Origin of the sequence: Cedecea sp. FDAARGOS_727 (assembly GCF_012273235.1) — a bacterium.
Classification (GTDB): domain Bacteria; phylum Pseudomonadota; class Gammaproteobacteria; order Enterobacterales; family Enterobacteriaceae; genus Cedecea; species Cedecea davisae.
Map to the genome: position 1 here is coordinate 4,362,892 of NZ_CP050966.1, position 25,594 is coordinate 4,388,485.

Here is a 25,594-nt window from a genome sequence, read left to right on the forward strand (position 1 = left end):
TTCGTTGATAAAACAAAGCGTCACCGCCGAAGACGTGGCTCGTCGCGCCGGAGTCTCCCGTGCCGTTGTTTCCCGTGCGCTTAGCAATAACGGCAGCATCTCCCCCGCAACCCGCGAGCGCGTGCTACTGGTCGCTAAAGAACTGGGTTATCAGGTTAATTTTCTTGCCCAGGGACTTAACCGTCGTCGCAGCCATCTGATAGGCGTCATCGTATCGCGGATTAACGATCCTTTCCGCAGCAGCCTGTTGGACGGCCTGCTGGGTGAAATTCAGCGTCACGGATTTCAGGCTCTGGTAACCGAAATTCGCAGCGAGCAGGAGTTGGCAGACACCCTGCGGCATTTCGCCCAGTTTCGCGTTTCCGGCGTTATCGTCACCTCCGGCAAGCCGCCGGAAGCGCTGGTCAACGAGTGCGTACAGCAGCAAATTCCGGTGGTGGGCATCAACCGTCAGCCCGATATTCCCGGCGTTGATTACGTCTGCTCCGACAACGCGTCAGGCGCGGCGCTGGCGGCTGAGCAACTGGTACGAGGCGGCTGCCGCCGGTTTGGCTGGCTGAACAACGACAATTCGACCTGGGCGGGAAGAATGCGCGGCGAGGCATTCAGGCTGGCCTTGGACGAACTTGGCGTCGATACCGCGCGGAACCTGGTCACGCTGCTTGCCCCGCTGGAAGGTTATGACGGAGGCATGCAGGCAGCCGCCGCAATTGAACCGCCGCCGGAGGGGATTTTTTGCGCTAACGCCCAGCTCGCCTGCGGTTTTCTCGACGGCATGCGCCAGCAGGGTAAAGATGCACCTCAGGACTTCCAGTTGATTGGTTTTGACAACACGCCGCAAACGGCGCAATACGGTTATCGACTTACTACGCTTAATCAGGATGTGGCCGAGATTTGCCGCCTGGCGCTGATGCACCTGCTGGAAAGAGCCCGCGATCCGTTACAGCCTTCGCGCACCAGCTGGGTGAAGGTTGACTTAATCCATCGACACACGTCGCTACCCACCACATAAGAGCAGAACATGACCGAACAGCAGCAGCAGGAACTATGCGAGTTAATACGTCAGGCAGGCGCCCATGCCCAGGCGCTGCGCGACAAGGGATTGCAGGTAGAAACCAAGGGGCGCCAGGACTTTGTCTCGCAGGCGGATGTTTTAGTTGAGCAACAGATTAAAAGCTGGCTACAGCAGCATTGCCCCGAAGACGGTTTCCTCGGGGAAGAGAGCGGCCTGGCCGAAGGCGAGCGCGGCGTATGGGTGCTCGACCCGGTTGACGGCACAACCAATTTCATTCTCGGCATGGACTACTGGTGCGTTTCTCTGGCCTATGTTCGCCAGAATACAATTGAGCTGGGCATTATCTATGCCCCGGATCGCGATGAATTTTTTTTCGCTCGCCAGGGCGCAGGCTCCTGGCTCAATGGCAAACGGCTGAAACTGTACGACCCCGTGCCGGAAAGCGTGGTTATAGGCCTTGGCCGCTCCAGCCGCGCGCCGGTGCCGCTCTACGCACGCACTATTGAAGACTTGCTCAATGACGGTATGGAATACCGCCGCTTCGGCGCGGGCGCATTGATGCTGGCTCACGTTGCCGCGGGTCAGGTCCACGCCTACTACGAAGAGCACATGAACAGCTGGGACGCGCTGGCCGGGCTGCTGCTGATTACCGAGGCGGGCGGAACCAGCAATGCGTTTCTCGCCAATGACGGACTACTGCGCGGTAACCTTGTGCTGGCGGGCTGCAATAGCGTTCAGGAACGGCTGTCGGCTTTGCTGGAAGCCTGAGTATTTTCCCCTGTTCCCGGCCCGCAACGTTATGCGGGCTGAGTTCTCTCAACGTTCGATAACAAAATCTTCATCATTGGTTCGCCAGCGCAGCGGAGGCGACAGGCTGTAGTTGCTTTCCTCCAGGAATCGGCGCTGCTCAAGATTGACCCTCGAAGTCTCTTCATGCGCCTTCTCTTCGCGCATAATTTTGACTCGCTCGTTGAGAAACGCGCTCAGCCAGCCTTTTTCATTCCCCCCCTCTGCGGGGGGCATAGTGCTGCGCAAGGCCGCAGAACGTATCCCGCCAAAAGCTTCACGCTGGTTGCCGGGGCCGTGCATAACCAGCGCATCATAATAGATAAACTGGCCGAGAATCCCCAGACCGTCAGCCTTCGCCTGCTTCACCGCCGGTGCCAGGTACTGCTCGTCAAGAATGCGGTCCTGCGCCGCCCGGAACTTTTCATCCCTCGCCGCCTCCTTCCAGTTTTGGATAAAGTCGGGTTCAAGCCCTTCGTGCGAGTCGTCATTATTTTCCGCCAGCTTGCGCAACGCGGGTAAATACTCCGCGAGCCGGTTTGACGGCGCAAAGGAGGTATAGCGCTCAACCGCGTCGAGCATATCGCCGTTGGCAGAAGTAAAGCCGATAAGCCCGGCGGTATAGCCGCGCCCGTCGTCAATATCCTCGATATAAGCATACTGCTTGCGCCAGTCCAGCGATGAGTTTTCGGCGCTCGAAACTAACTGCATCGCAATCTCTCGTTTTGCCGGAGAAAGCAAATCCTCAGCGCCAGCGACACCCGAGAGCGAGATCCCCAGCAGCACTGCAAACCCATAAATACGCGGACACATAAGCCTCTCCCGGCTAATTAACTACAGGTATTTGGCAATTTCTTTGAATTCGCTAAGCGTCTCGTCCGCAGGGTGATGTTCGCCGTTAAGCGCATCTTTCAGGCAGTGATCCAGATGATCGTGAATAAGCGTGCGCTTGGCGTTGGTTATTGCCTTCTCGACCGCCTGAAGCTGCTGGGTAATGTCCAGACAAGGTTTTTCATCCTCCAGCATCTGAATGGTGCTTTTCAGATGCCCGGCCGCCCGCTTCAGCCGCTTAATAATATCCGGGTGTGAGCTATGAATCGTCATTGATTAGCCTCTTGTGTTTTATGTTCCTGGGGCCAGATAGCAATGGCGGCGGCCAGCGATACCGCCGCAATCGTCGCCATCAGGGCGAATGCCGCCTTAACGCTAAAAGCCGCGCCAACCCAACCGGCCAACGGATAAGTTAGCAACCAGCATGAGTGTGAAAGCGCAAACTGAGCCGCAAATAAGGCCGGCCTGTCCTCTGCGGAGGACGAACGTTTGAGCAGCCTGCCGACCGGCGTTTGAGCCAGGGAATAACCTACCCCAAGCAGTAGCCAAAGTGCGAGCAGCATCCGGTAATTATGGATAAATATTCCTGCCACCAGCCCCACAACCAGCAGCAGCGTTCCTGCCAGCATCGGCAGGCGATCGCTCATGGAATCCAACAGCCTGGGCAGGAGTATCGCGGCCAGCATCGAACCGAGGCCAAACAGCGCCAACGCGGCGGCGGTCGAGCTTTGCGGCAGGCCGAACCCCGCCTGTACCAGCACCACGGTATTAACAATAACCATCGAACTGGCGGCGGCGACCGCCATATTAAGCGCCAGCAATCCCCTTAGACGCGGCGTAGCGAGAAAAATGCGTATCCCGCTGGTCGCTTTGTCATAAAAACTACGCGGCGCGACGGCGGAACGCGCTTTTGGCAGGCTGGATGAAACCACAAGAGCGGCAGAGGCCATAAACCCCAGCGCGGTTCCGGCAAACAAATTATGAAAGCTCATCATCGTTAACAGCGCGGCGGCCAGGACCGGGCTTATCACACTCTCAAGATCGTAGGCCAGGCGGGAAAGTGAAAGTGCCCTGGTATAATCCCGCTCCTGCGGCAGAATATCGGGGATTGTGGCCTGAAACGTCGGCGTGAACGCCGCGGATGCGGACTGAAGAACAAAAATCAGAATATAGATTTCCCAAACCTGGCTGACGAACGGTAACGCGAGAGCGGCCAGAGCCCGCACCAGATCCAGCGCCACCAGCATACTGCGCCGGGGGAATCGTTCAGCAAGAGCCGTCGCAAAAGGAGCGATCAGAATATAAGCGCTCATTTTAATAGCCAGCGCGGTTCCCAGCACGGCCCCCGCTCTGTCTCCGGCCATATCGTAAGCCAGTAGCCCAAGCGCCACGGTTGCAAGACCGGTGCCGATAAGCGCGATAACCTGCGCCATAAACAGATGTCTGTAAGTACGGTTGGCAAGAATAGCTAACATATAACACCCCCGAAAACATGAGATCAAACATCCCCCGCGGGGGATGCAGAGAGCATAGGGAGACGCAGTAAAAATGACAATCAATATCCTGGGTGGGGGGATATAAAACATGGTAAGCAATTGAGAGAAATGAAGTTAAAAATTGTGCCTTTGATAGCGGTGTGGGAAGCAAACCATGACGCACCGGCCAATCTATAACAGGGCCTTAAGAAAACGTGCTATTCGCAAACTGTTATACCTTTATCCCGCCTCTCTGTTTCTACAACCCGTAAGAGACGAAGCCTACAATCGAGCCGAATAATTTGCTATGCGGAGTTCTGCATGTTCGGTTTAGACGCTTTCCACCTCGCGAGGATCCAGTTTGCTTTTACTGTCTCCTTCCACATTATTTTCCCGGCTATCACCATCGGTCTTGCCAGCTACCTCGCGGTGCTGGAGGGGCTGTGGCTGAGGTCTAAAAATCCGGTGTACCGCTCGCTGTACCAGTTCTGGTCAAAAATTTTTGCCGTTAACTTTGGTATGGGCGTGGTCTCCGGGCTGGTGATGGCTTATCAATTTGGCACCAACTGGAGCGGGTTCTCGCAGTTTGCGGGCAGTATTACCGGCCCCCTGCTGACCTACGAAGTTCTCACCGCCTTCTTCCTCGAGGCGGGTTTCCTCGGCGTAATGCTGTTCGGCTGGAACCGCGTTGGCCCCGGCCTGCACTTCTTCGCCACCTGTATGGTGGCGCTCGGCACCATTATCTCGACCTTCTGGATCCTCGCGTCTAACAGCTGGATGCAAACGCCACAGGGCTTCGAGATCCACAACGGGCAGGTGGTGCCGGTAGAGTGGCTGGCGGTGGTGTTTAACCCCTCCTTCCCTTACCGCCTGCTGCACATGTCGGTGGCCGCGTTCCTCAGCAGCGCCTTTTTTGTTGGCGCCTCTGCCGCATGGCACCTGCTGTGCGGTAATAACAGCCCGGCAATCCGCACGATGTTTTCAATGGCGCTGTGGATGGCAGTCATTGTCGCCCCGCTTCAGGCGATGATCGGCGATATGCACGGCCTGAATACTCTCAAGCATCAACCGGCAAAAATAGCCGCCATTGAAGGACACTGGGAAAACATTCCCGGCGAACCTACGCCCCTGCTGCTGTTTGGGCTGCCGGATATGGAACAGGAGCGCACGCGCTACGGCCTCGAAATCCCTGCCCTTGGCAGCCTGATCCTGACCCACAGCCTGGACAAACAGGTTCCGGCGTTGAAGGAGTTTCCAAAGGAAGACCGGCCTAACTCGCCGATTGTTTTCTGGTCGTTTCGCATTATGGCCGGGCTGGGCATGCTGATGATCGCACTCGGCGTTGCCAGCCTGTGGCTGCGTTATCGCCAGCGCCTGTATACCAGCCGCCCGTTCCTGCATTTTGCGCTGTGGATGGGGCCTTCTGGGCTGATTGCCATTCTCGCCGGATGGGTCACTACCGAAGTTGGCCGCCAGCCGTGGGTCGTTTACGGCCTGCTGCGCACTAAAGATGCCGTCTCCGCCCACGGAACGCTGCAAATGAGCATCAGTCTCGCCGCCTTCTTCGTGGTTTATATGTCGGTGTTCGGCATCGGGTATAGCTACATGATCCGGCTTATCAGAAAAGGGCCACAGCCATTTGACGGCGACTCACCGGCCACCGGCACTCCGGCACGCCCGCTTTCTGCGGTGACAGAATCTCTTGAGGAGCAGCGCTAATGGGCATCGATTTATCCGTTATCTGGTTCGTTATCATCGTCTTTGCCACCCTGATGTATATCGTGATGGATGGCTTTGACCTGGGCATTGGCATTCTTTTCCCCTTCATCCGCAGCGGAGAAGATCGTGACGTGATGGTCAACAGCGTTGCGCCGGTATGGGACGGGAACGAAACCTGGCTGGTACTCGGCGGCGCGGCGCTGTTCGGGGCATTCCCTCTGGCTTATGCCGTCATCATAGATGCGCTGACTATTCCGCTAACGCTGATGCTGGTGGGTCTGATTTTCCGCGGCGTGGCGTTTGAGTTTCGCTTTAAGGCAACGCCCGCTCACCGCCCGTTCTGGGATCAAGCCTTTCTGGGCGGCTCTATTCTGGCGACTTTTTGCCAGGGGATTGTGGTTGGCGCGGTGATTTCCGGCTTTGACGTTAGCGGCCGCCAGTTTGCCGGGAGCCAACTCGACTGGCTTACCCCTTTCAACTTGTTCTGCGGCGTGGGGCTGACCATCGCTTATGCCCTCCTTGGCGCAACCTGGCTTGTGATGAAAAGTGAAGGCGCTTTGCATGACAAAATGCGCATCCTTACCTCCGGCCTGCTGCCGGGTCTGCTGGCGGTGATTGCCGCGATAAGCATCTGGACGCCGCTGCGCCACCCGGCCATTGCGATACGCTGGTTCAGCATGCCAAACCTGCTGTTCTTGCTGCCGGTTCCGCTGCTGGTTGTGTTGTGCAGCCTGTGGCTGTGGCGCAGCGTTCGCTCGCATCAAAGCCTGCACTCAACGCCGTTTGTACTGACTCTGGGGCTTGTCTTCCTCGGTTTTAGCGGCCTCGGCATCAGCATCTGGCCTAATATCATCCCGCCGGGCATCACGCTGTGGGACGCGGCCGCGCCGCCGCAGAGCCAGGGCTTCATGCTGGTTGGCGCGCTGTTTATTATCCCGATAATCCTGGTTTACACCTTCTGGAGCTACTACGTGTTTCGCGGCAAAGTGCAGCCCGGAGAGGGATATCACTGATGAAACAGACGGCCAAAAGAGTGATGTGGATGGTGATTTTATGGAGCGCCAGCGTATTAGCGCTGGCCGCCGTAGGAATGGGGTTTCGTTTATTGATGAACGCAGCCGGATTTAAGTCATAGCTATTCACGGGTATAAACGAAGCGGATCGAATCATAAAAGCGTGAATATCGAAGTCTTCAAAAAATAAAATTAACGGCCCTTTTTTCATTGAATAAAGGGCCGTTAATCATTTTACTTTTTCTCTGCGTCAATATTTACCGGCGGAGAATTGCGATATTGTAATATTCCGGCAGCGGCGCCCATATAGCGCAGCGAGAAGTACACCCTGTCTTTCCCCGCCGGAGGGCGAGTCTCCAGCAAACGGCGCTGTTCAGACGAGTCGAGCGGCGTAGCGCTAAACCCGGCGGCATTTTTATCCTGACGGAACAGTTCAACCACCTGCCCGCCGCTGTTAGTTTGTAAATACAGCTCCCGTGCCTGAGGCGTCATGACGCCGGTTCCTGCCCCGTCCTGCACCCAGACTTTAACCCCGCTATGGCTCAGGTTTGTGACCCATTTCTGGTAACCGTCCGGCGACATATTTCCGGCAAAGAAGCTGCTGACGGCAATCGGCTTATCCGCCACCGCCGCCAGAGATTCGTGGGTCTTCGTGAGCCAGGCAAGAGCAGCCTGCTGCATTTCCGGGCTACGCCAGCGGCGGTCATCAAGTTCGCTGCTGATGTACCACCCGGCGATATTTTCTTCCCCGAGCACCAGCTTCCAGCGAGCGGCCACCTCAGCATCACGCGCGCGCAGGCCGTTAAAGTAATTTTCCAGCGCGGAAAGCGGCTGATTCTGGCGCTCAAAGAATTTATCGTCCGCCGCCAGGCCCATCACCAGCTTCAGCCCGCTGTCTTTCACCAGCATCGCTTTGTTTTCGAGCCAGTGCTGCGGCTCTCCGCCGTTAAAGGCGTCGCCATAGCGGCTCCACTGGAACACCAGGGTGTCGATGCCCTGCTGTTTCAGCTGCCCGAGGATATTTTTCCACTGCTGGTCGGTCATCGACATATCGCGCAGCTGCGGCTGGTACATCACCGCGTTGATGGCAAGAGCGTATGTCGGGCAAAGTAGCGCGGCCGCCAGCGTTAATGCAGGAGTAAATTTCATTACCAGCGCACTCCGATTGTGAGGAACAGACTATTTTTGGAATCAACATCGCGGTTATGACCGTCGATCACCCGCTGGTATTCCAGACCTACACTTGCCTTGTGAGGGAATGCATCGTAATGCGTTTCGCCAAACCAGGTATTAAAGCGAACGCCAACCCCGGCAAGTTTAGTATCGCTGCTGCGTGAATGTTTCGTCTGGTTGTTGTACTGCACATGCCAGTACGGTTCGAGCGTTTGCCTGCCGGAAACCTTCTGATGCCAGCTTTGACGGTAATCAGCGGTATACAGCTGGTTATCACCTTTCACATAGTGCGCGGCATCCAGATAGATATTTTGCGCAAACCAGCCTTTACCAAGCGGGTGCCAGTCATCGCTGTGGGTGCCGCCGTTCAGGAACGAGGCGCTGGCGCGAACCATTACGTCGGCTTCGGTCGTGGCTTTGTCGAGCGGCAACTGCTGCTCTACTGCCAGATAAATGACCTGCTCACGCAGCGGCTTCCAGCGCACGCCCAGCCCCAGCGCAGGCATGTAAATCGGTGCGATATTGGTATGCTCGCCGCTGCCGCCAAACACGCGGCTGTAGACCGAAAGCGTATCGCCTTCCAGAATTTTGTTCTGGCCGATGCGGTATTCCGCCTCGAGCTGGCCATAGCTGCGGCTGCTTCGGTTGCGTGGGCCGGAAGAGTCGGCACCGGCCACGTTTTTGGATGCGGTGGTCAGGCCCAGCGAGCTATCAAAGGAGAACGTCCAGCCGCGCTGGCTATCTTCATGCACGCGGCGGAAGGCGAAGCGGTCTTTCTGCTGCTCGTCGCTCAGCCCCTTAGACGGCGTTACCGTGTTATCGATATCGTCGACTACGCGTTCGCTGTAGCTGCGCGTTTGCACTCCGTCGTCCAGGCGCTGATTGATGTAAACCATTTGACGCATGATTTCCGGGGAGTCCGGCATGGTGACGAGCGCTTTTTCTAACTCACTGCGTGCGCCGGGCATATCGTCCGCTTTAAACGAGGCGAACCCGCGAGTCGCGGCATCTTGTGCCGGCGGAGTTTCAAAGTTCTGCTCGGGCATTCCGCGCTGCCAGGCAACCTGCTGCCAGTATTCCTGCGCCACGGTGTCTTTTGCCAGCCACGCGCTGCGTGCTGCGGCGGTGACATCTTCGTCGCTCAACTCTTTAGCGGGCACGCTGCGCATACTGCTTTGAGCCAGTTCATAATCTTCTACCGCAAATGCAAGGTAAGAAACCTGGCGGGCATAATAAGGATTGTTGTCCCGCGAGCTTGCCTGCTGGGCAGCATACAGCGCCATTCCCGGCGCGGTCTGCTGGTAGCACTGCGCCAGATGAGACCAGCTTTGGGCGTCATACTGAGGCGACATATCGCCCAGAATCGAAATGACTTTATCGCACTGATCTTTGAGCACGCGCGCCTGAGCCATGCGCATTTCGACGGCGGTAAGCGGCTTAGGTTTATACACCGGCAGCACCGGAGCAGGCTCTTTCATACCGCCCCAGGTCACCATCAAATAGCGCCAGTTATGCTTCTCGCTTTCGGTGGCCAGCTCGGGCTTATGGCTGGCCAGATAGCTTTCCAGCTCTGGGAATTTTTTGCGCTCGGCAAGAGAGCGGGCATAGGCAAGCTGCATACCGGGCGAGTTCATCACGCCCTGCTGCTGAAGGTCGAGAATACGGCGGTCACGCCCAAGGTGCAGCAGAATAGCGAACCATTGCTGATATTGCTCTTCTGTGAGCGTTGCTGAACGGTCCTGAAGAGCGAAACCACGATCGGCCATCTGCCAGTTTTGCAGGTAAATCGCACGCTGGATCAGGCCATTGATAAGCTCATGGCCCGCCGGTGACGTGCGAAACGCAGTATCGTTTATCTGGGCGAAAGCCACTTCAAGCTCGCCCAGCTTCAGGGCATAGTTGCCTACTTCAGACCGGCATTCAGCGTAAGGCTCGGCGTTACATTCCGCGCTCAGCGCCAGCAGTTGATCCCGGGTGGTGATATTTTTAACTTCCCGGGGAATAGCGTTAAGCGCGAGACGCACCTGCTTATTATCAGGCGTTTTGCGCAGCTGTTCTTTGAGCAGTTCTCTCGCTTTATCATCATGGTCAAAGTGGCGATACGTTTCCGCCAGCCATAGCGTCAGGCGAACGCTGTCCGGCGCAAGCTCGTGGGCGTGACGGAAGCTGCTGATGGCGCGCTGCTCATCGTTGGCTTTAAGGGCTTTTTGCGCGCGCTCAATGTGCGGGTAAACTTTAAAATAGCGATAGTCGCTCAGCCCAAGATCTTCTTTTGAGCCTTCGGTTGCCGCCAGGCTTTGCCCGGCAATTAACAGGCCGCACGCCAGCGCGGCCAAAGGTTTCAGGCGAAGCTTCATGCTCCCTCCCCGGCAAGGCTGGACAGCTGCAGGCTGCTCAGTCCGGCTTTATGCATCAATGCGGTTAAAGAAGGCTGTAGTTTTTTCTGCTGCTCCAGCGCGTGGTCAACAACCTGCTGACTGATTACCCCTTCCTGAACCAGGAATTCGCCAAACAGCATCGGGCTGCGCTCATAGCGTAGTAACACGGCTTTAAGCACCGCCTCATCGAGGTGACTTTCAGTTATCAGCACTTCGGCAAACAGTATTTGCCTTGAGACATACTCCTGCCAGATTTCAGCGGCCTGCTGCTGGCTAAGCATTCCTGCCTCAACGGCTTTGTTAAGCAGAACGGAAGGATCGTTTTTCTGCTGGCTGTACCAATATCGCAGCCCTACGACAACCTCACCGCGTGGAACGATGACATAGCTTACCGGGCGCTGAACTTTGCGCCCCAGCGCCGCGAGGGAAACCGGGTCGATGGCGCTTTCGCTGGCAAAGATAAGCGTGCCTTGCACTTCACGCAGCGGCAGAACCGCGTAATGCAGCGCCACGCTTGCCGGAACCCTTTTAATTAACGCTTCATCTAAGCGACGGCTGTCGATAATTTCCATCGGCACGCTCGCCTGCTCGGCAAGCGCTTCGGCCAGCTGCACGGAGGTGATCATGCCGCTGTTCACCAGACTACCGCCAAGCTTCAGGCCTGGCGTTCGGGTTTGCAGCGCTTCCGTCAGTTGTTCCTCGGTGATAACCCCGTTGGCTATCAGGATCTCACCCAGCGGGCGCAGAGCGCGGTTACGGGTGTTGACGGTCGGGAAGTCGTGGGTGGTTTTATCCCAGGCCACGCGGCGCGGGTCACCGTGCTGGATAACCTGACGAATCGCACGCCAGTTAGCCATAAAGTTGATCAGGTTGCCCCAGAATAGGCGCGGAATAGACATCAGCCCCTGCCATATTCCGTAATAGCCGGTAACGAAGATAATGCGCTGTAAAATTCGGTTCGCCATCAGGAAGAAGTTGATCCACAGCAGCGTGCTGAGCCACGCCCCGCCGACGAAAATCGACAAGAACTGCCAGGCTCCTTCCACGCTGCGCTGATAGATAAGCAGCGCAACCAGCTGTAACATCACCAGCATCGCGGCAAAGCTAAGGAAGTTAGCGATAGCGCCTTTACGGTCACGCCACAGGAAGTAGTTCAGCACCCAGCTGCTGCTCCAGCGGTGCGTTTTAAACCCCTGGAAAACGATGCCGATAATCCAGCGGGACTTCTGGCGTACCGCCGTGGTGTAGGTATCCGGGAAGTACTCGCGCACGCAGATAACTTTAGAGGTGCGTTTACGCTGACCGAACGGTCTGGACGATTTGTCCCTATCGTCCACCACCGGGAAGCGGCAGAAGATTTCTTCCATGCCTTTTTGACGCAGGCGGAAGCCGATATCGTAGTCTTCCGTCAAACTCTGCACGTCAAACGCGATGCCGTCACCGTCCGCAAGCAGCGCCAGCACGGCACGGCGGCTGAAACACGTGCCGACCCCGGCGCTTGGCACCTGGCCCGCCAGCGCCTCACGCACCGGGACGTCTTTCCCGTGCAGCTCTGAAAACTCATCCAGATAGCTGAGGCTAGTAAAGTGGGTCCAGCTGCGCTCAAACGGGTAAACAGGGATCTGAATCAGGTCTTTACGGTCAACCAAATAGTTGAACAGTCTTAATTCCAGAGGCGAGATAACGTCTTCTGCGTCGTGGAGAATAAAGCCTGAGAAGGAGAAGCGAGCGTTACGCTCAAACTGCAAAATCGCATCAAGAATGTTATTCAGGCAGTCGGCTTTACTGGTCGGCCCCGGACGAGCGCAGACCACTTTGTGCACGTTAGGGAAACGAGCGCAAACTTCGTCAACGTCGCGCTGGGTATCCGGATCGTTAGGATAGGTCCCCACAAAAATATGGTAGTTCTCATAATCAAGCGTACTGGCCGCAAGGCTTGCCATATTGCCGATTACGCCGGTTTCATTCCACGCGGGCACCATAATCGCCAGCGGTTTTTCCTGCGGCTCATAAAGCTGTTTATGGCCTAAATGATTATGCCGACGATAAACCGTACAGGCACGCCATGCGCGGCGAACCCAGAACACAATATCAATAAAAAGATCGTCGATGCCGCTGATAAGCATCAGGATAGCCAGCCCAATCGCTATCACTTTCAGCCCGTACAGATAAGTAGAGAAATAATCTACTAACCAATCCATGCCTCACCCCAGAGGTTAATTACCGTTAACGACTCCGTCCACCAGAGGCGGGCTAAACGTGCCTGACCGCATCTCAATGTTACCGGTATCATAATTGAATTACATAATGTTACAAAGGATAATATACTAAATAATTTATGACTTTAATTAAAGAACAACTCCAAATTAACATTCAAACCAGTCAGATAATCTGCAATTAACAATAAAGGCAGTTGATTCATAAACCAGGTGATAATCACTCTTTTTTACCTTCAGGGGGCTTCCGCAACCGCCGTCCGCCAGGCAAAATGGCGCTCCGCAATTGCCCTCTCTCGTTGGAAACAAGACATGACCTACAGCTGGCTTATTCTCGCAATCGTTGCCGAAGTGATTGCCACCACCGCATTAAAACTCTCCGACGGCTTCAGCCGCCTGTGGCCCAGCGTGGTGACCATTTTGTTTTACAGCGTGGCATTCTACGCGCTCTCTATTACTATGCGCACTATTCCTACCGGCATAATTTACGCTATCTGGTCCGGCGCGGGAATTGTGCTTATCGGCCTGATTGGTTGGTTTTTCCTCGATCAGAAGCTCGACTGGCCTGCTATTGCAGGGATGGCGCTGATTATTCTTGGCGTGCTGGTGATTAATCTGTTTTCCAAATCCGTCGCCCATTAATAATGCCCGGTTGCGGGGAAAACAAAAAGCTACCCGTTTTTAATTTTGCTCGGCAATCATAATTGCCATGGTATCCGGCTCCAGCGCATTAAATATATGCGGCTGGTCAGCCGGGTAACAAATGTAATCTCCAACGCCTAATTCTTGCGGGGCATCCACCAGGCCAATTAGCGCCCTTCCCTGAGTCACAATAATATGCTCGACCGATCCGGGCGAATGAGGTTCTGAAAGCCTTGGCGTGCCGGGCTGCGCTTCCAGTAAATAGATATCCCGCCGCGCGCCTGGCGGGCAGGTAGCGAGCAATATTGCCTCATAATTAGCGTGCTCCGAAGAAACCCGGCTCCCTTCCCCTCGCCGTATAATCTGCGTTCTGGCACTTTGTGGCTCCAGCAGCGTAGCAAAAGGAATATTCAGCGCAACGCAAAGCGCCCACAGCGTTTCCAGGCTAGGATTACCGTTCCCGGCCTCAAGCTGAGAGAGCGTGGATTTTGCAATTCCGGCGCGGCGGGCAACTTCCGCCAGCGACAGCCCGGCGCGGTTTCTCTCCCGGACCAGGCTCAGGGCTATAGTGTCTATCGGCTGCGTCATGGCATCACCCGCTGTTCGGTAAAATGAACGATTCGTTCGCTTGATATAGCATCAGATTGCGGTCATTATAATGAAAAATTCGTTCGATATGGAAAACATTAGATGATGCGCAAACATCTTGCCGCTCTGCCGGGCGACACCAAAAAGGCGATTTTCCTTGTCTGCCTTGCCGTGGGCGTGGTCGGTGTCTCTTACGGCTCGCTGGCAATGGCCTATGGCTTCCCGCTCTGGCTGCCGGTTTTGGCCTCTTTTGTAGTGCTGGCCGGGGCTTCTGAATTTATGTTTATCGGTATTATCGCCAGCGGCGGCAACCCTTTTGCGGCAGCCATGGCCGGTCTGCTGGTTAACGCCCGCCATATTCCCTTCGGCGTAGCGGTGCGCGAACTGGTTGGCACCCGCCTGTTAAGCGCCGTCGGCTGCCATATTATGAATGACGAGAGCGTTGTTTTCGGACTTTCCCAATCCTCACCGGAAAAACGTAAAGCCGCCTACTGGCTATGCGGTACCGGCGTGGCGCTGTTCTGGCCGGCGGGAACCCTGCTCGGCGCGGGCGTAGGCAGCCTGCTTCCTTCTCCTGAAGTTATCGGCCTTGATGCCGTATTCCCGGCTATTCTGCTGGCGCTGGTGATCCCGGCGTTTAAAAGCCGCACCACTCTGGTTCGCGCTTCAACGGGAGCGGCGATTTCGCTGGCGGCTACGCCGTTTGCGCCGGTCGGCCTTCCGGTACTGCTTTCGATGCTTGGCCTGCTGACGAGGAAAAAATAATGGACAATACCCTGACGATTATTGCCGGGCTGGCGGTACTTTCGGCCGGTACGTGGCTGATGCGCTTTAGCGGGGCAAAACTTGGCGGCAGAATGGCGCTTTCTGACCGCTCGCAAAAGCTGCTTAACGACGCGGCAACCACCCTGCTGTTCTCGGTTGCGCTGGCGACAACCTTCTTCGAAGGCTCCCACTTTGCCGGATACGCACGTTTTGCGGGCGTGGCCGTCGCCGTATTCCTGGCCTGGCGTAAAGTGCCGCTTATCTTTGTTATTCTTGCCGCCGCGCTGGTTACCGCGCTTCTGCGACTGGCCGGGATCCACTAAGCTGCACACTTCGCCTTAACCAGACCACAACAAAACCGGTTCCTTGCCGGTTTTTACCTTGCTGACAAACCTTTAACGCACTTTTGAAAAGTCGAATAGTTTCGCGGTGGCATTATCGCTAAAGTGGCTTCGTTTCGCCGAGGAGAAGCACGATGGCCAAAAAACACCGACTCAACACAATCCTGTTATTAATTGTTACCGCTCTGTTCTCCGGCCAGACTATGGCAGAGCACCAGGGGCATGAATACTTCGTAGTGAAAGATGTGGATATCCAACTGAGTCACCAGGCCGACAGCGATGAACTGCGCCAGGCGGCAGAGGATTCTGCCGATGATTTCCGCGAACACCACCATGAGGTGACGCACAGACGTCCAGCCAGCTATTTGCGTTAAGTGAATTTCTGACAATCGTTAGCAGTTTTTCTTCGTTCTCATCCTTTATTGCCTGAGTTGTTATGAGTTTCAAGGCGCGCCAGCGCCGCTAACAATCAGACAATAAAGGATAACACCATGCCATCATCGCCTCGCCGGACCGCGCTTGCCCGCGGACTGGCATTAGCAGCAACTTTTGCCGCTTTCCACGCCAGCGCCGCCCCGGTAAAAGGCGGGGAATTGGTTTACCTTGAGCAACAGGCACACACCAACCTTTATCCGCCAGCCGGGGGCTTCTACCCGAACGGCGGCATTCTGAACCAGATAACCGACAAGTTAACCTGGCAGAACCCGAAAACCCTCGAAGTGGAGCCGTGGATTGCCGAGTCCTGGACCAGCAATGCCGACAAAACCGAATACACTTTTAAACTGCGCCCCGGCGTGACGTTCTCGGACGGCACACCGCTGGATGCCAACGCGGTAGCCAAAAACTTCGACACTTACGGGCTGGGCAACAAAGCCCTGCGCCTGCCGGTTTCCGAAGTCATTAATAACTACGACCATAGCGAAGTTGTCGACCCGCTGACCGTTAAGTTTTTCTTTAAAAAACCGTCGCCTGGTTTCCTGCAGGGCACGGCCACCATCGGTTCCGGCCTGGTATCACTCAAGACCCTGGGGCGAAATTTCGACGAGCTGGGCGACGCCCGCAATATCATCGGCTCCGGCCCGTTTGTGGTGCAAAACGAAACGCTGGGGCGTGAAGTCGATTTAGTGGCCCGCAAAGATTATCAGTGGGGGCCAAAGAACAGCCCGCAGCAAGGCCCGGCTAACCTCGACGGCATTAAAATTCTGGTCACGCCTGAAGATAGCGTGCGCATCGGCGCGCTGCTGGCGGGCCAGGCGGACTTTATTCGCCAGGTACAGGCCTATGACGAAAAGCAGGCTACTGAGCAAAAATTCCCGATCTATGCGGCACCGACTCGCGGCGTCAACGACGGCATAGCCCTGCGCCCTGACAACGCGCTGGTTGCCGACGTAAAAGTGCGCCAGGCGCTGCTGCACGGCACCAATACCCAACAAGTGGTCGATACGCTGTTTTCGGCTAACTACCCGGTGGCAACCTCGGTTATCGCCAGTTCTGCGGCGGGCTACGTTGACCTGCGCGACAAGTTGAAATATGACCCGGAGCTTTCTAACAAGCTGCTGGACGAAGCGGGCTGGAAAAAGGCGGCCAACGGAATACGCGAGAAAGACGGCAAGCCGCTGTCGTTCACTATCTATGAATCTCTGCCGCAACCGCAAAACAAAGAAGTGCTGCAACTGGTAGCCCAGCAGTGGAAGCAGATTGGCGTCGGCCTGAGCGTGCGCGCCGGTGACGCAGGCAGCCGCGTGCTGGACACCAATAATCCACAGAAAACGGCGGTAAACGTGATTGAAGTTGGCCGCGCCGACCCGGACGTTATCAAGAGCCAGTTCCACCCGGCAAATCGCGATGCCCTGCTGCAAAAAGGCGGCCTTAGCGCCACATCTCAGTTTAGTGACGACAAGCTGAACGCCCTGCTGGTGGGCATCTCGTCCGAAGTCGACTCGCAGAAGCGCCTCCAGCTTGCCGGTGACGCTCAACGCTACCTTATCGACCAGGCGTATGTGATTCCAATTTTCGAAGAGCCGCAGGTCTTTGCCGGTGCGCCGTGGCTGAAAGGCGTGGCCTTTGAAGCCGTGGGACGACCTTCATTTTATGCCGCATGGCTTGAGAAACACTAAGGGGAGCGACGATGACACGTTATCTGACCGGGCGTTTTGCTCAGGCGGTGCTGGTACTTTGGGCGGCCTATAGCGTGTCGTTCATTCTGCTCCAGCTGCTGCCGGGCGACGCCATTTTGATTAAATTCCAGAACCCTGACCTGGGCCTGAGCGCGGCGCAAATTCAGGAAATGCGCGTGGTCTACGGGGAAAGCACCCCAATCTGGCAGCAATACCTGACCACGCTCGGCAATATGCTGCGCGGCGAGTTCGGCTACTCGGTGGAGGCCGGAGTTTCGGTCAGCCAGCTGATCGCCGCTAATCTGCCTTCGACTTTACGGCTGGCGGGGCTGGGTTTTGCCGCTGCCATCGTGCTGGCGGTGGCTATTTCTGCCGCTTCAACCCTCGCCCCTTTACGCTGGCTACGCACCCTGTTTGCTAATCTTCCGGCGCTGTTTGTCGCGGTGCCGACTTTTTGGCTCGGCATCGCGCTTATTCAGCTTTTTTCCTTCCAGTGGCGGCTGATTCCGGTTATCAACCCCGGCTTCTGGCAGGGATTGATTTTACCCGTTGCCACCCTCGCCGTGCCGATTAGCGCCCCGCTGGCTCAATTGCTGATGCGTAATATCGACCAGGTGCTGACTCAGCCCTATGTTTCCGTTGCCAGAGCAAAAGGCGGCAGCCGCGCAGGAGTGCTGTGGCGGCACGTTGCCCGCAATGCGATTCTGCCGGTGCTGACGGTTGCCGGGCTGCTGCTGGGCGAACTTATCGCCGGGGCGCTTATCACCGAAACCGTATTTGGCCTCAACGGCCTGGGGCAGCTTACCCAGCGGGCGGTGAACAACCAGGATGTTGCCGTTTTGCAGGCGGTAGTGATGATTTCCGCCCTCAGCTTTGTGGTGATTAACCTGCTGGTGGATCTGATTTATCCGCTACTCGATCCGCGTCTTCAGTCCGTTCGGGGGGCTACCGCATGACTACCGTTGATATTAATACTCCGCTGCCCCGCCGCTCTTTACGTCGGCTTTCCGGCTTTAAAACTGACTTCCAGCCCGGCCTTTGGCTTGCCTGGCTGACGGTGATTGTCGTCGCGCTTTGGGCGCTGTTTCCTTCGCTATTTACCGCCTGGAGCCCGACCGAAGGCGTTGCCGGGGCGCAGCGGCTTGCGCCCCAGGCCGGACACTGGCTCGGGACAGATCAGCTTGGCCGTGACCTTTACGCCAGAATTGTCTGGGGAGCTTCTCATTCGCTTTCAGGTGCGCTGGTGGCCGTGGCGCTTGGGCTGGTTGTCGGCACCGCACTTGGGGTGCTGGCCGGGGCAACAGGAGGCAAAACCGAAAGCGCTTTAATGCGCGGCGTTGACGTCCTGCTGGCTATCCCTGGCCTGCTGCTTTCCCTGAGCGTGATAATCCTGCTCGGCTTCGGCACCGTCAACGCGGCCATTGCCGTGGGTATTACCTCTATCGCCAATTTCACGCGTCTGGCGCGGGCCGAAGTGGTTCGCGTGCGGCACAGCGACTATGTAGAAGCGGCGGTGGGCAGCGGCGGAACCTTCTGGCAGGTGCTCTGGCGCCATATTCTGCCGAACGCTCTCACTTCGGTATTCGCCTTTGCCGCGCTGCAATTTGGCAGCGCCATTCTCGCGCTCTCTACCCTGAGCTTTCTCGGCTACGGCACGCCGCCGCCTACGCCGGAATGGGGCCTGCTGATAGCCGAAGGCCGTAACTATCTGGCAACCGCCTGGTGGCTCTCAACCTTCCCCGGCATCGTCGTGGTTGCCGTGGTGCTGGCCGTTAACCGTTTAAGCCATTATTTTGCCGGGAGAGTTGCATGAGTACGCCGCTGTTAAAGATTGAAAATTTGAGCATCGCCTGGCGCCAACGCGGGGGAAACAAGCGCGTGGTTCACAATGCCTCGTTCAGCCTGAACGCCGGTGAAGTGCTGGCGATAGTCGGCGAATCCGGATCGGGAAAGACCACGCTCGCCCAGTCGATTATCGGCCTGCTTGGTGAAAACGGCGTCATCGAGTCCGGGGAAATTCGCCTTAACGGCGAACCAATTAGCCGCTGGTCTGAACGCCAGCTCGACGCCCTGCGCGGCGCCAGCATTAGCCTTATCCCGCAGGACCCGGGCAGTTCGTTAAACCCGGTCAAAACTATCGGGCAGCAGGTTGCCGAGGTGCTGAAGCTCCATACCCGCATACCAAAAACGCAGCGTGACGAGCAGGTTGTTGCCCTGCTGGAAAAAGTCGGCCTTAGCCACCCGGCGCAGCGTGCTGGCCAGTACCCGCACCAGCTTTCCGGCGGTATGAAACAGCGGGTTTTAATCGCCATGGCTATCGCACTTAAGCCCGCGCTAATTATTGCCGACGAGCCGACCAGCGCCCTGGACGTAACGGTACAAAAACGCATCCTGGACCTGCTGGATAACCTGCGCCGTGAATCCGGCACCGCCGTGCTGTTTGTCACTCACGATTTAGCGCTTGCCGCCCAGAGATCTGACCGCATTCTGGTCTTCCGTGACGGCAGGATCCAGGAGTCAGGGTTGACTGCCGACGTGGTACAGCGCCCCCAAAATCCTTATACGCGACAGCTGTTTGCCGACGCGCCGGGCCTGTCCCGCACTTTGCGCCCGTGGCCGCTACGTGCGCCACAGACGGCGGCTATCGAGATCCGCAATCTCAGCCAGAATTTCTCACTGGGCAAAAGCAGCGACCAAACGTTACGTGCGCTGGATGACGTGTCATTTACCGTTGCCCGGGGAACAACCCACGCCCTGGTGGGCGAGTCCGGCTCGGGTAAATCGACCCTGGCACGCATTCTGCTGGGCTTCCAAAAACCGGACTCCGGCAAAGTGTTGATAGACGGTATCGACACCACCGCTCTCAGCCCTGAAGCCCGGCGGCAGCTACGCCAGAAGATTCAACTGGTGTACCAGAACCCCTTCGCCTCTCTCGATCCGAGCCAGACGCTGTTTCGCATTATTGAAGAGCCGCTGCTCAACTTTGGCAAGTATTCAAAAGCGGAGCGCCACAGCCGGGTCGAAGCTATGACCGAACGGGTAGCCCTCCCGCTGGAGGTTTTAACCCGCAGGCCGCGCGAGCTTTCCGGCGGGCAGCGCCAACGTGTTGCTATCGCTCGCGCGCTGATCCTGGAACCTCAGATTCTGGTGCTGGATGAAGCCACCTCCGCGCTTGACGTCACGGTGCAGGCACAAATCCTGCGCCTGCTGGACGACCTGCAACAGCAGCTAGGGCTTAGCTACCTGTTTATCTCTCACGATCTGGCGACCGTACGTCAGCTTGCGCACAGCGTTTCGGTGCTTCGCGCGGGTCAACTGGTGGACAACGGCCCGATAGCCGACGTGTTCAACGCCCCTGCCAGCGATTACACCTGGCAGTTGCTCAACGCCATTCCCGATACCGGCCTCATTCATAAGGACGTAGCATGACGATTAAACGCCTGGGTTTCTTCACCCGCCTGCTCGACCATGCCCCTGCCGCCGAGCGCTACCGGCTGGCAACCGAGCAAATTATTCACGCTGAATGGCACGGTTTTGATGCCGCATGGGTGGCACAGCACCACTTTCATGAAGCGGAAGGTGGCCTGCCCGCTCCGCTGGTTTTCCTCAGCCATGTTGCCGCCCATACCCGCCGTATTCGTCTTGGCACCGGAATAATCACCCTGCCGATGGAATCGGCGCTGCGCGTTGCGGAAGATGCCGTGGTGATCGATCTTTTGAGCAGTGGCCGCCTTGAACTGGGCGTAGGCTCCGGCGGAACACCGGGGTCATTTCCTGCATTTGGCCTGCAAAGCAGCGAACGCGGTAAAATTTATGCCGAAAACCTGGCGCTGCTGCGCTCGGCGCTTAACGATGAGCCGCTCAGCGGAACGGATAATCATCTCTACCCGTCGTCTCCGCTGCTGAAAAGCCGTATCTGGCAGGCAACATTCTCGGTGGACGGCGGTGCAAGAGCGGGTAAAGCCGGTGACGGACTGATGTTATCGCGCACCCAGCCCCGAAGCCCGGACGCGCTCGACACGCCGCTGGACGCGATTCAAAACCCGATAATAGATGCTTATCTGGATGCCTTACCCGACGGCGTGGAGCCCAGGATTCTGGGTTCACGCACCGGGTTTGTTACCGACGACGGTCAACTGGCTCGCCAACTTGCGGCCAGAGGACTTCGCCAGCAGGCCGAGCAGCACCACGTACAGGGTCACCCGGTTCCCGGTGACACGCTGGACCACCACATCGCCGCATTTGATGTCCACCTCGGCACGCCGCAGCAGGTCATCGAGTCACTACAGCGGGACAGCACATTGCAACGCGTGACCGATCTTTCGTTCCAGGTTCACTCCATCGATCCGCCCCACTCCTACATTTTACGATCCATCGAACTGCTGGCGGAGCACGTTGCCCCTGCGCTTGGCTGGGTGCGCAGCGGCGCTCGCCCCGGCACTACATCTTCGACACTGGCTAAGGAATCATTATGAGTCATCAGGATTTACTCGAACGGTTGGCAGACATTACCCCCGGCTCCGCGCTGGCGGAGGCACGCAAAACTCGCGAAGCCGCAACGGCACATGCCCAGGGCAGCTATGACGCGCTGTTTGGCGAACTCAGCGCCAGCGGTCTGACCCTGGCCGAACGCCTGCATCTCGCCCGGCGCGTAGCCGAATGGCATGACGACGCGCAGCTGGCAGAACACTACGCCGAACGCCTGGCGGGAAAAGCCGCAAGCGAACGCTTTGAACAGGCTCTGGATCACGCAGAACGGCTCAGCTTCCAGCCGGTGCAGGCCACCCCGAACGACGTTCAGGCCCTGAGTGAAGCGGGGTTTAGCGAAGAAGAAATAGTGACACTGTCACAAATCATCGGCTTTGTAGCCTTCCAGACCCGCCTGCTGCGCGGCCTGCGCCTGATTGGGCGACGGCCGGTTAACGGCGAGCAGGTCCGCATTCCGGGCGCGGGAGAGTGGCACCGCCAGCCGCAGTCCCACACTGGCAAATCGGCACCACAGGCCTTCACCCAGGCCGAGCTTGGCTGGGAACCGTGGATTGCCGCAAAAACTTACGCGGAGTTTACACCTGAACAGCAGGAAACCCTGAAGCGCTTCGGCCACCAGGACTCCGACTACTTCCGACTTCTGGGGCGCAACCTGCCGGTGCTGGAACAGCGAACACTAACCGATAAAGGCATTTTCTATACGCCCGGCGGCCTGCCGCGCGCCGAGCGTGAATTAGCTGCGACCGTTGCCAGCAAGGTTAACGGCTGCATCTATTGCGCGTCGGTACACGCCCGTAAAGCCAGCCAGCTTTCTAAACACAACGAATCGGTTGAGCGCCTGCTGGCTATTGCACCCGGCAATACGCTTAGCGACGGGCAGTCTCCACGCTGGCAGGCGGAAATTAACTTTTCAGCCGCGCTTTCTGCCACCCCGGCAAGCGCCAGCGCACAGCAAATAAACGCCCTCAGAGAGCAGGGTCTTAGCGAGCTGGAACTGCTTGATCTGGTGCAGTCAACCGCATTCTTTGCCTGGGCAAACCGGCTGATGCTGACCCTCGGGGAACCGTTTAACTGATCGATAAATACCCCCCTTGCCCTCTTCGCGGGGGGCAAGGAATATATCCCTCAAGCCGCTGCCACTATTAAGAGCGTTTTCTTTAATTAAAGATCTTAATTAAAGAGTTAAATGTGAATGTTATTTTCATATTAGCTTTTACAAGAGGTAACATGCCGAATGCTCATATCAGCCCCCCTTGCAACTCCCACATTCCATATTTATCTACATTCAGTCCGTCAGGGGACAATGCTATTCTGATAGCGGAGGAGCCGGACACCTGGTTCGATGCTGAAGACAGCATCCGGGTGGAGGAAGCCTGGTTTGATGCCAGCGACACCACCTGTAACGGGAAAAATTCACCCGAACAAAATGCAGACTCACTTGTTCCTTTCACCGAGGATTGCCGACGTAGCATTCAGCAGTTGATGGCAACCCTTGGCAACCATGAAGAGAGCAAAATCCTCTCTTTCTGTCTTTCAAAATTACTCCCCGGTGTTCCCGCCAATCTCGCTATTGCCGCCAACAGTCTGTATAGCGCCATTACCGAGCGCAGAAATATAGATACAGCGATATTGCAGGCGCTCGGGCTGGCTTCCTGGTTCTTGCCCGACAACACTATCTTTTCTCAATCTGCCTGCTATATCAGAGAGACGGTGACCGGCTGGCTTGGAGAGGCCTTCGTGCACCAGTTTCTGGGCGATGAGGAAAATCAATCATCCAGCACGGTGTTCACCGCTTTGGCCGTCACCGCGCTGGTTGCAAAACACTGGATGAGTGACCGTGATGCGGCCCAGCGCGGATTGCTCAGGCTTCCGGCCTCTATCGCCAATCTTTTTATCCGTGTTAACCATTGCTGGAATACTCTTGGCAATATGGCTGGCAACAACATCCCGCCCAACACAGCCCCGCTGCAGATTTCGACTTTTGGTGTAGATGCCGCGGAAATCACCGTGAATCCAAATGATCCCTCTCCAGTGCCAGAATCTCAGGTTACTCTCTTTCAGCCAATTCAACCTCGACTCCTGGCACTTACGCTACAGGCAGCGTTCAGACCAGGCGACCGCCTACCGCTCCAGAAACAACATCGTCTATGCGGACATTTAAAACCGAAATAACAGTAGCTGTCAGCACCGAAAGTCCAGGCCAGACACCCGGCCTGGTAAAATCCCCCAAACAAAACAAAACCCAGTTCACCTCCCCGATAAAAATGCAAAATGACAAAGTCATAGATATGCTCCGCGATAAAGGGTTGCTGAAAACAGTTGCTGAGGGAGAAACAAATCCGGTTAGTAAAGAAAAAATGCTTTAGGCAGCGGCCGGATATCTTTTTAACAACAAAGAGAAAGTGGCAGATTACGACAACAAAATAAAATTATTGGCCAGCAGCATTCTGGCCGTGGGCAGCCCGGAGAATAAAACGAAAGCCGCTGAGCCTTCGCTTTTACAGGCTAACTCTCTCACCCGCGAATGGGTTTTCAATAACATACAGGGGGATTCTCCTGCTCAATACATTAAAAATAAAATAGATAACGGCACTCTCCCGCGCGATGCTAGTATTGAAATGCTATACGATCAATTACTCTATGGTGAGATGATAAAGACTGGCCGAGTGAACTACCAAAAAATAAACATTCAAGAACTGGATAAGCTTTACGAGCTGTGGGATTGTTTTCTCAAAGACGAAATGCCATTTCTGAATCTTACAGATAATTCAGTGCTATCACTCAAATTAAATGATTATAATTTTGCCCTTCTTTATTCGGGTTCCCGTTTGTTACAACGTTCCTCGGGTCAAACCCTATACTTACTCTGAGGCAATAGCTGCTGGTGAAAGCATGTGGAACTCAGCCCTACGAGAGGGCATAACTGAAAGCAACCTAAACGATTATAGCTCCCCAGCATTATTTTTTCTGGATGTCAGTCCTCTTAAAAAATCAGACTGGCATGATGGTAATATTTCTACCCTTGTCAGTTCGTACGTTAAATACAGAAATGAAGTCAGAAAATTACATGAAGATATAAAATGCAAACATCACAAGTATCTCTGTATGGCGCAATTATGGTTAACCAAGGAAAAGTTGGCTGATAATATCATATCTCAGTGCCCCGTGCTGCCCCGCGTACCCGAAGGCCTGGCATTCCATAATGCTAATGAGAAACAGCTCTTAGATGCGGCTGGGGCACTAGCGAAACAGCGTTACCTGGACGGAAACAATGCACCCTGCAGTGATGCACCAGCAAATTTAGAGCGTGAATACCAAAAACGGACATCAAGTGTTGCGGATGCCTTTTATGAAATTGACCACTATCTGATTCAATCTGCAATAAATTCCTTACCAAAAAATGATTATAAATTCATTTCATCGAAAAAACACAAAATTATACCCAGCGGATATTGACATAGCTAATTTTCAGATAAAAGCCAGCCCAACTGCTGGATTAAAAAATACAGGGACTTAATAATTCCATTGGCCCGAACCAAGCTTATTGCGGCCCGTCGAGGACGTAATAGAGGCATTGAAAGGATCTATGCACTTAAAGCCATAACCAAAGGCAACAAAGGTTATGAACTATTCAGAGTCGACCGAGACATTGAAAAGCACATAAAAAATGGACTTCTTGATTATAGTTTCACTAGTGGATATGACATTAATCAATCCAATTCATCAATAAAAGCCAATGGCCGCAACTTCAATTATTCATTTAATATTTTCACGTACGATCCAATAAACGAAAAAACACAAGATAATATACTCCCCTTGGTTAATTGGCTCAAAAATGAACACCGGGGGGATCTCTATCGAGGCCTATACGCAGAAGGCCATGAGAGGACGGATTTTCAAAGAGTCTGGAACGAAGCCAAACGCATGATCCCTTTTTATGACTGTGTAGCTGGTAGTAATAGCGCCCCGTGGCAAGTGGTTCCTCAATGCCTCCTTGAAGCTGTTTCATTCATTCCCACCGTTGCCCAGCCCCCAAATTTGAACAAG

General features: G+C 55.7%; 25 protein-coding genes. 18 read left to right on the forward strand and 7 right to left on the reverse strand.

Features of this window, described 5'->3' with window-relative positions; all coding sequences use genetic code 11:
* Nucleotides 1-4 precede the first annotated feature (4 nt).
* Nucleotides 5-1,012 (forward strand): LacI family DNA-binding transcriptional regulator, encoded by a 1,008-nt coding sequence (locus FOC35_RS20450; RefSeq protein WP_172570419.1) that lies wholly within the window; start codon nt 5-7, stop codon nt 1,010-1,012.
* 9 nt (nt 1,013-1,021) lie between these two features.
* A complete protein-coding gene (locus tag FOC35_RS20455) occupies nt 1,022-1,783 on the forward strand; it encodes an inositol monophosphatase (RefSeq protein ID WP_172570022.1) in 762 nt (253 codons plus the stop codon).
* 48 nt (nt 1,784-1,831) lie between these two features.
* On the opposite strand, the gene FOC35_RS20460 is transcribed toward FOC35_RS20455, so the two are convergent.
* Genes FOC35_RS20460 through FOC35_RS20470 form a run of 3 tightly spaced genes read right to left on the reverse strand, consistent with a single transcriptional unit; the run spans nt 1,832 to nt 4,107 of the window.
* Complete coding sequence (locus tag FOC35_RS20460; RefSeq protein WP_172570023.1) at nt 1,832-2,614, reverse strand: chitosanase; 783 nt, start codon at nt 2,612-2,614, stop codon at nt 1,832-1,834.
* 21 nt (nt 2,615-2,635) lie between these two features.
* Nucleotides 2,636-2,905, reverse strand: a complete 270-nt coding sequence (locus FOC35_RS20465) for a metal-sensing transcriptional repressor (protein WP_016536373.1) — start codon at nt 2,903-2,905, stop codon at nt 2,636-2,638.
* Nucleotides 2,902-4,107 carry an MFS transporter gene (locus tag FOC35_RS20470; protein ID WP_172570024.1) on the reverse strand — a complete coding sequence of 402 codons (1,206 nt, stop codon included), beginning with the start codon at nt 4,105-4,107 and terminating at the stop codon, nt 2,902-2,904. Before FOC35_RS20470 ends, FOC35_RS20465 begins: the two co-directional genes overlap by 4 nt.
* 321 nt (nt 4,108-4,428) lie before the next feature.
* Here FOC35_RS20470 and FOC35_RS20475 point away from each other — a divergent pair, with 321 nt between their 5' ends.
* The 3 genes from FOC35_RS20475 to FOC35_RS20485 are packed head-to-tail and all read left to right on the forward strand — an operon-like array spanning nt 4,429 to nt 6,961.
* On the forward strand, nt 4,429-5,826 hold the full coding sequence (locus FOC35_RS20475; RefSeq protein WP_172570025.1) for a cytochrome ubiquinol oxidase subunit I: 1,398 nt from the start codon (nt 4,429-4,431) through the stop codon (nt 5,824-5,826).
* Entirely contained in the window at nt 5,826-6,839 is a 1,014-nt protein-coding gene (cydB, locus tag FOC35_RS20480) for a cytochrome d ubiquinol oxidase subunit II (RefSeq protein WP_172570026.1), read from the forward strand. The genes FOC35_RS20475 and cydB overlap by 1 nt, the downstream gene beginning before the upstream one ends.
* Nucleotides 6,839-6,961, forward strand: coding sequence for a DUF2474 domain-containing protein (locus tag FOC35_RS20485; protein WP_016536368.1), 123 nt, complete (start codon nt 6,839-6,841; stop codon nt 6,959-6,961). Before cydB ends, FOC35_RS20485 begins: the two co-directional genes overlap by 1 nt.
* A 112-nt stretch (nt 6,962-7,073) precedes the next feature.
* Here the strand turns inward: FOC35_RS20485 and FOC35_RS20490 are convergent, their stop codons facing one another.
* Genes FOC35_RS20490 through nrfB form a run of 3 tightly spaced genes read right to left on the reverse strand, consistent with a single transcriptional unit; the run spans nt 7,074 to nt 12,591 of the window.
* Entirely contained in the window at nt 7,074-7,988 is a 915-nt protein-coding gene (locus FOC35_RS20490) for a DUF4434 domain-containing protein (protein ID WP_172570027.1), read from the reverse strand.
* A complete protein-coding gene (locus FOC35_RS20495; RefSeq protein WP_172570028.1) occupies nt 7,988-10,369 on the reverse strand; it encodes a tetratricopeptide repeat protein in 2,382 nt (793 codons plus the stop codon). The genes FOC35_RS20490 and FOC35_RS20495 overlap by 1 nt, the downstream gene beginning before the upstream one ends.
* On the reverse strand, nt 10,366-12,591 hold the full coding sequence (nrfB, locus tag FOC35_RS20500) for a cyclic di-3',5'-guanylate-activated glycosyltransferase NrfB (protein ID WP_172570029.1): 2,226 nt from the start codon (nt 12,589-12,591) through the stop codon (nt 10,366-10,368). Before nrfB ends, FOC35_RS20495 begins: the two co-directional genes overlap by 4 nt.
* Before the next feature lie 327 nt (nt 12,592-12,918).
* On the opposite strand from nrfB, the gene FOC35_RS20505 reads away from it, so the two are divergent.
* Nucleotides 12,919-13,248, forward strand: coding sequence for an SMR family transporter (locus tag FOC35_RS20505; protein ID WP_172570030.1), 330 nt, complete (start codon nt 12,919-12,921; stop codon nt 13,246-13,248).
* Between the two features lie 39 nt (nt 13,249-13,287).
* Here the strand turns inward: FOC35_RS20505 and FOC35_RS20510 are convergent, their stop codons facing one another.
* Nucleotides 13,288-13,836, reverse strand: a complete 549-nt coding sequence (locus FOC35_RS20510) for a helix-turn-helix domain-containing protein (RefSeq protein WP_016536363.1) — start codon at nt 13,834-13,836, stop codon at nt 13,288-13,290.
* Nucleotides 13,837-13,941: 105 nt separating this feature from the next.
* Between FOC35_RS20510 and FOC35_RS20515 the strand changes: the two genes are divergently transcribed.
* The 12 genes from FOC35_RS20515 (at nt 13,942) to FOC35_RS20570 (ending at nt 25,003) form a co-directional block, all read left to right on the forward strand.
* Nucleotides 13,942-14,601, forward strand: a complete 660-nt coding sequence (locus tag FOC35_RS20515) for an AzlC family ABC transporter permease (protein WP_172570420.1) — start codon at nt 13,942-13,944, stop codon at nt 14,599-14,601.
* Complete coding sequence (locus FOC35_RS20520; protein ID WP_172570031.1) at nt 14,601-14,924, forward strand: AzlD domain-containing protein; 324 nt, start codon at nt 14,601-14,603, stop codon at nt 14,922-14,924. Before FOC35_RS20515 ends, FOC35_RS20520 begins: the two co-directional genes overlap by 1 nt.
* A gap of 152 nt (nt 14,925-15,076) precedes the next feature.
* Nucleotides 15,077-15,316 carry a DUF2554 family protein gene (locus FOC35_RS20525; RefSeq protein ID WP_172570032.1) on the forward strand — a complete coding sequence of 80 codons (240 nt, stop codon included), beginning with the start codon at nt 15,077-15,079 and terminating at the stop codon, nt 15,314-15,316.
* Between the two features lie 117 nt (nt 15,317-15,433).
* Entirely contained in the window at nt 15,434-17,059 is a 1,626-nt protein-coding gene (locus tag FOC35_RS20530) for a TIGR04028 family ABC transporter substrate-binding protein (RefSeq protein ID WP_172570033.1), read from the forward strand.
* A gap of 11 nt (nt 17,060-17,070) precedes the next feature.
* Entirely contained in the window at nt 17,071-18,015 is a 945-nt protein-coding gene (locus tag FOC35_RS20535; RefSeq protein WP_016536358.1) for an ABC transporter permease, read from the forward strand.
* Nucleotides 18,012-18,872: an ABC transporter permease gene (locus FOC35_RS20540; protein ID WP_172570034.1), complete on the forward strand. Its 861-nt coding sequence runs from the start codon at nt 18,012-18,014 to the stop codon at nt 18,870-18,872. The genes FOC35_RS20535 and FOC35_RS20540 overlap by 4 nt, the downstream gene beginning before the upstream one ends.
* Nucleotides 18,869-20,488, forward strand: coding sequence for an ABC transporter ATP-binding protein (locus tag FOC35_RS20545; RefSeq protein WP_172570035.1), 1,620 nt, complete (start codon nt 18,869-18,871; stop codon nt 20,486-20,488). Before FOC35_RS20540 ends, FOC35_RS20545 begins: the two co-directional genes overlap by 4 nt.
* Nucleotides 20,485-21,534, forward strand: a complete 1,050-nt coding sequence (locus tag FOC35_RS20550) for a putative FMN-dependent luciferase-like monooxygenase (RefSeq protein ID WP_172570036.1) — start codon at nt 20,485-20,487, stop codon at nt 21,532-21,534. The genes FOC35_RS20545 and FOC35_RS20550 overlap by 4 nt, the downstream gene beginning before the upstream one ends.
* Complete coding sequence (locus tag FOC35_RS20555; RefSeq protein WP_371810771.1) at nt 21,528-22,622, forward strand: alkylhydroperoxidase domain protein; 1,095 nt, start codon at nt 21,528-21,530, stop codon at nt 22,620-22,622. Before FOC35_RS20550 ends, FOC35_RS20555 begins: the two co-directional genes overlap by 7 nt.
* Nucleotides 22,623-22,774: 152 nt before the next feature.
* Entirely contained in the window at nt 22,775-23,719 is a 945-nt protein-coding gene (locus FOC35_RS20560) for a hypothetical protein (protein ID WP_172570038.1), read from the forward strand.
* A gap of 230 nt (nt 23,720-23,949) precedes the next feature.
* On the forward strand, nt 23,950-24,417 hold the full coding sequence (locus FOC35_RS20565; RefSeq protein ID WP_172570039.1) for a hypothetical protein: 468 nt from the start codon (nt 23,950-23,952) through the stop codon (nt 24,415-24,417).
* Between the two features lie 22 nt (nt 24,418-24,439).
* On the forward strand, nt 24,440-25,003 hold the full coding sequence (locus FOC35_RS20570; RefSeq protein ID WP_172570040.1) for a hypothetical protein: 564 nt from the start codon (nt 24,440-24,442) through the stop codon (nt 25,001-25,003).
* Nucleotides 25,004-25,594 lie beyond the last annotated feature (591 nt).

Excerpts from the sequence above, each read along its gene's own strand:
- FOC35_RS20545 (WP_172570035.1), top strand. The coding sequence starts at position 18,869 with ATGAGTACGCCGCTGTTAAAGATTGAAAATTTGAGCATCGCCTGGCGC.
- FOC35_RS20485 (WP_016536368.1), top strand. The coding sequence starts at position 6,839 with ATGAAACAGACGGCCAAAAGAGTGATGTGGATGGTGATTTTATGGAGC.
- FOC35_RS20455 (WP_172570022.1), top strand. The coding sequence starts at position 1,022 with ATGACCGAACAGCAGCAGCAGGAACTATGCGAGTTAATACGTCAGGCA.
- FOC35_RS20530 (WP_172570033.1), top strand. The coding sequence starts at position 15,434 with ATGCCATCATCGCCTCGCCGGACCGCGCTTGCCCGCGGACTGGCATTA.
- FOC35_RS20520 (WP_172570031.1), top strand. The coding sequence starts at position 14,601 with ATGGACAATACCCTGACGATTATTGCCGGGCTGGCGGTACTTTCGGCC.
- FOC35_RS20525 (WP_172570032.1), top strand. The coding sequence starts at position 15,077 with ATGGCCAAAAAACACCGACTCAACACAATCCTGTTATTAATTGTTACC.
- nrfB (WP_172570029.1), bottom strand. The coding sequence starts at position 12,591 with ATGGATTGGTTAGTAGATTATTTCTCTACTTATCTGTACGGGCTGAAA.
- FOC35_RS20505 (WP_172570030.1), top strand. The coding sequence starts at position 12,919 with ATGACCTACAGCTGGCTTATTCTCGCAATCGTTGCCGAAGTGATTGCC.
- FOC35_RS20570 (WP_172570040.1), top strand. The coding sequence starts at position 24,440 with ATGTGGAACTCAGCCCTACGAGAGGGCATAACTGAAAGCAACCTAAAC.
- FOC35_RS20490 (WP_172570027.1), bottom strand. The coding sequence starts at position 7,988 with ATGAAATTTACTCCTGCATTAACGCTGGCGGCCGCGCTACTTTGCCCG.
- FOC35_RS20535 (WP_016536358.1), top strand. The coding sequence starts at position 17,071 with ATGACACGTTATCTGACCGGGCGTTTTGCTCAGGCGGTGCTGGTACTT.
- FOC35_RS20495 (WP_172570028.1), bottom strand. The coding sequence starts at position 10,369 with ATGAAGCTTCGCCTGAAACCTTTGGCCGCGCTGGCGTGCGGCCTGTTA.
- FOC35_RS20515 (WP_172570420.1), top strand. The coding sequence starts at position 13,942 with ATGCGCAAACATCTTGCCGCTCTGCCGGGCGACACCAAAAAGGCGATT.
- FOC35_RS20470 (WP_172570024.1), bottom strand. The coding sequence starts at position 4,107 with ATGTTAGCTATTCTTGCCAACCGTACTTACAGACATCTGTTTATGGCG.
- FOC35_RS20465 (WP_016536373.1), bottom strand. The coding sequence starts at position 2,905 with ATGACGATTCATAGCTCACACCCGGATATTATTAAGCGGCTGAAGCGG.
- FOC35_RS20540 (WP_172570034.1), top strand. The coding sequence starts at position 18,012 with ATGACTACCGTTGATATTAATACTCCGCTGCCCCGCCGCTCTTTACGT.
- FOC35_RS20475 (WP_172570025.1), top strand. The coding sequence starts at position 4,429 with ATGTTCGGTTTAGACGCTTTCCACCTCGCGAGGATCCAGTTTGCTTTT.
- cydB (WP_172570026.1), top strand. The coding sequence starts at position 5,826 with ATGGGCATCGATTTATCCGTTATCTGGTTCGTTATCATCGTCTTTGCC.
- FOC35_RS20550 (WP_172570036.1), top strand. The coding sequence starts at position 20,485 with ATGACGATTAAACGCCTGGGTTTCTTCACCCGCCTGCTCGACCATGCC.
- FOC35_RS20510 (WP_016536363.1), bottom strand. The coding sequence starts at position 13,836 with ATGACGCAGCCGATAGACACTATAGCCCTGAGCCTGGTCCGGGAGAGA.
- FOC35_RS20560 (WP_172570038.1), top strand. The coding sequence starts at position 22,775 with ATGCCGAATGCTCATATCAGCCCCCCTTGCAACTCCCACATTCCATAT.
- FOC35_RS20460 (WP_172570023.1), bottom strand. The coding sequence starts at position 2,614 with ATGTGTCCGCGTATTTATGGGTTTGCAGTGCTGCTGGGGATCTCGCTC.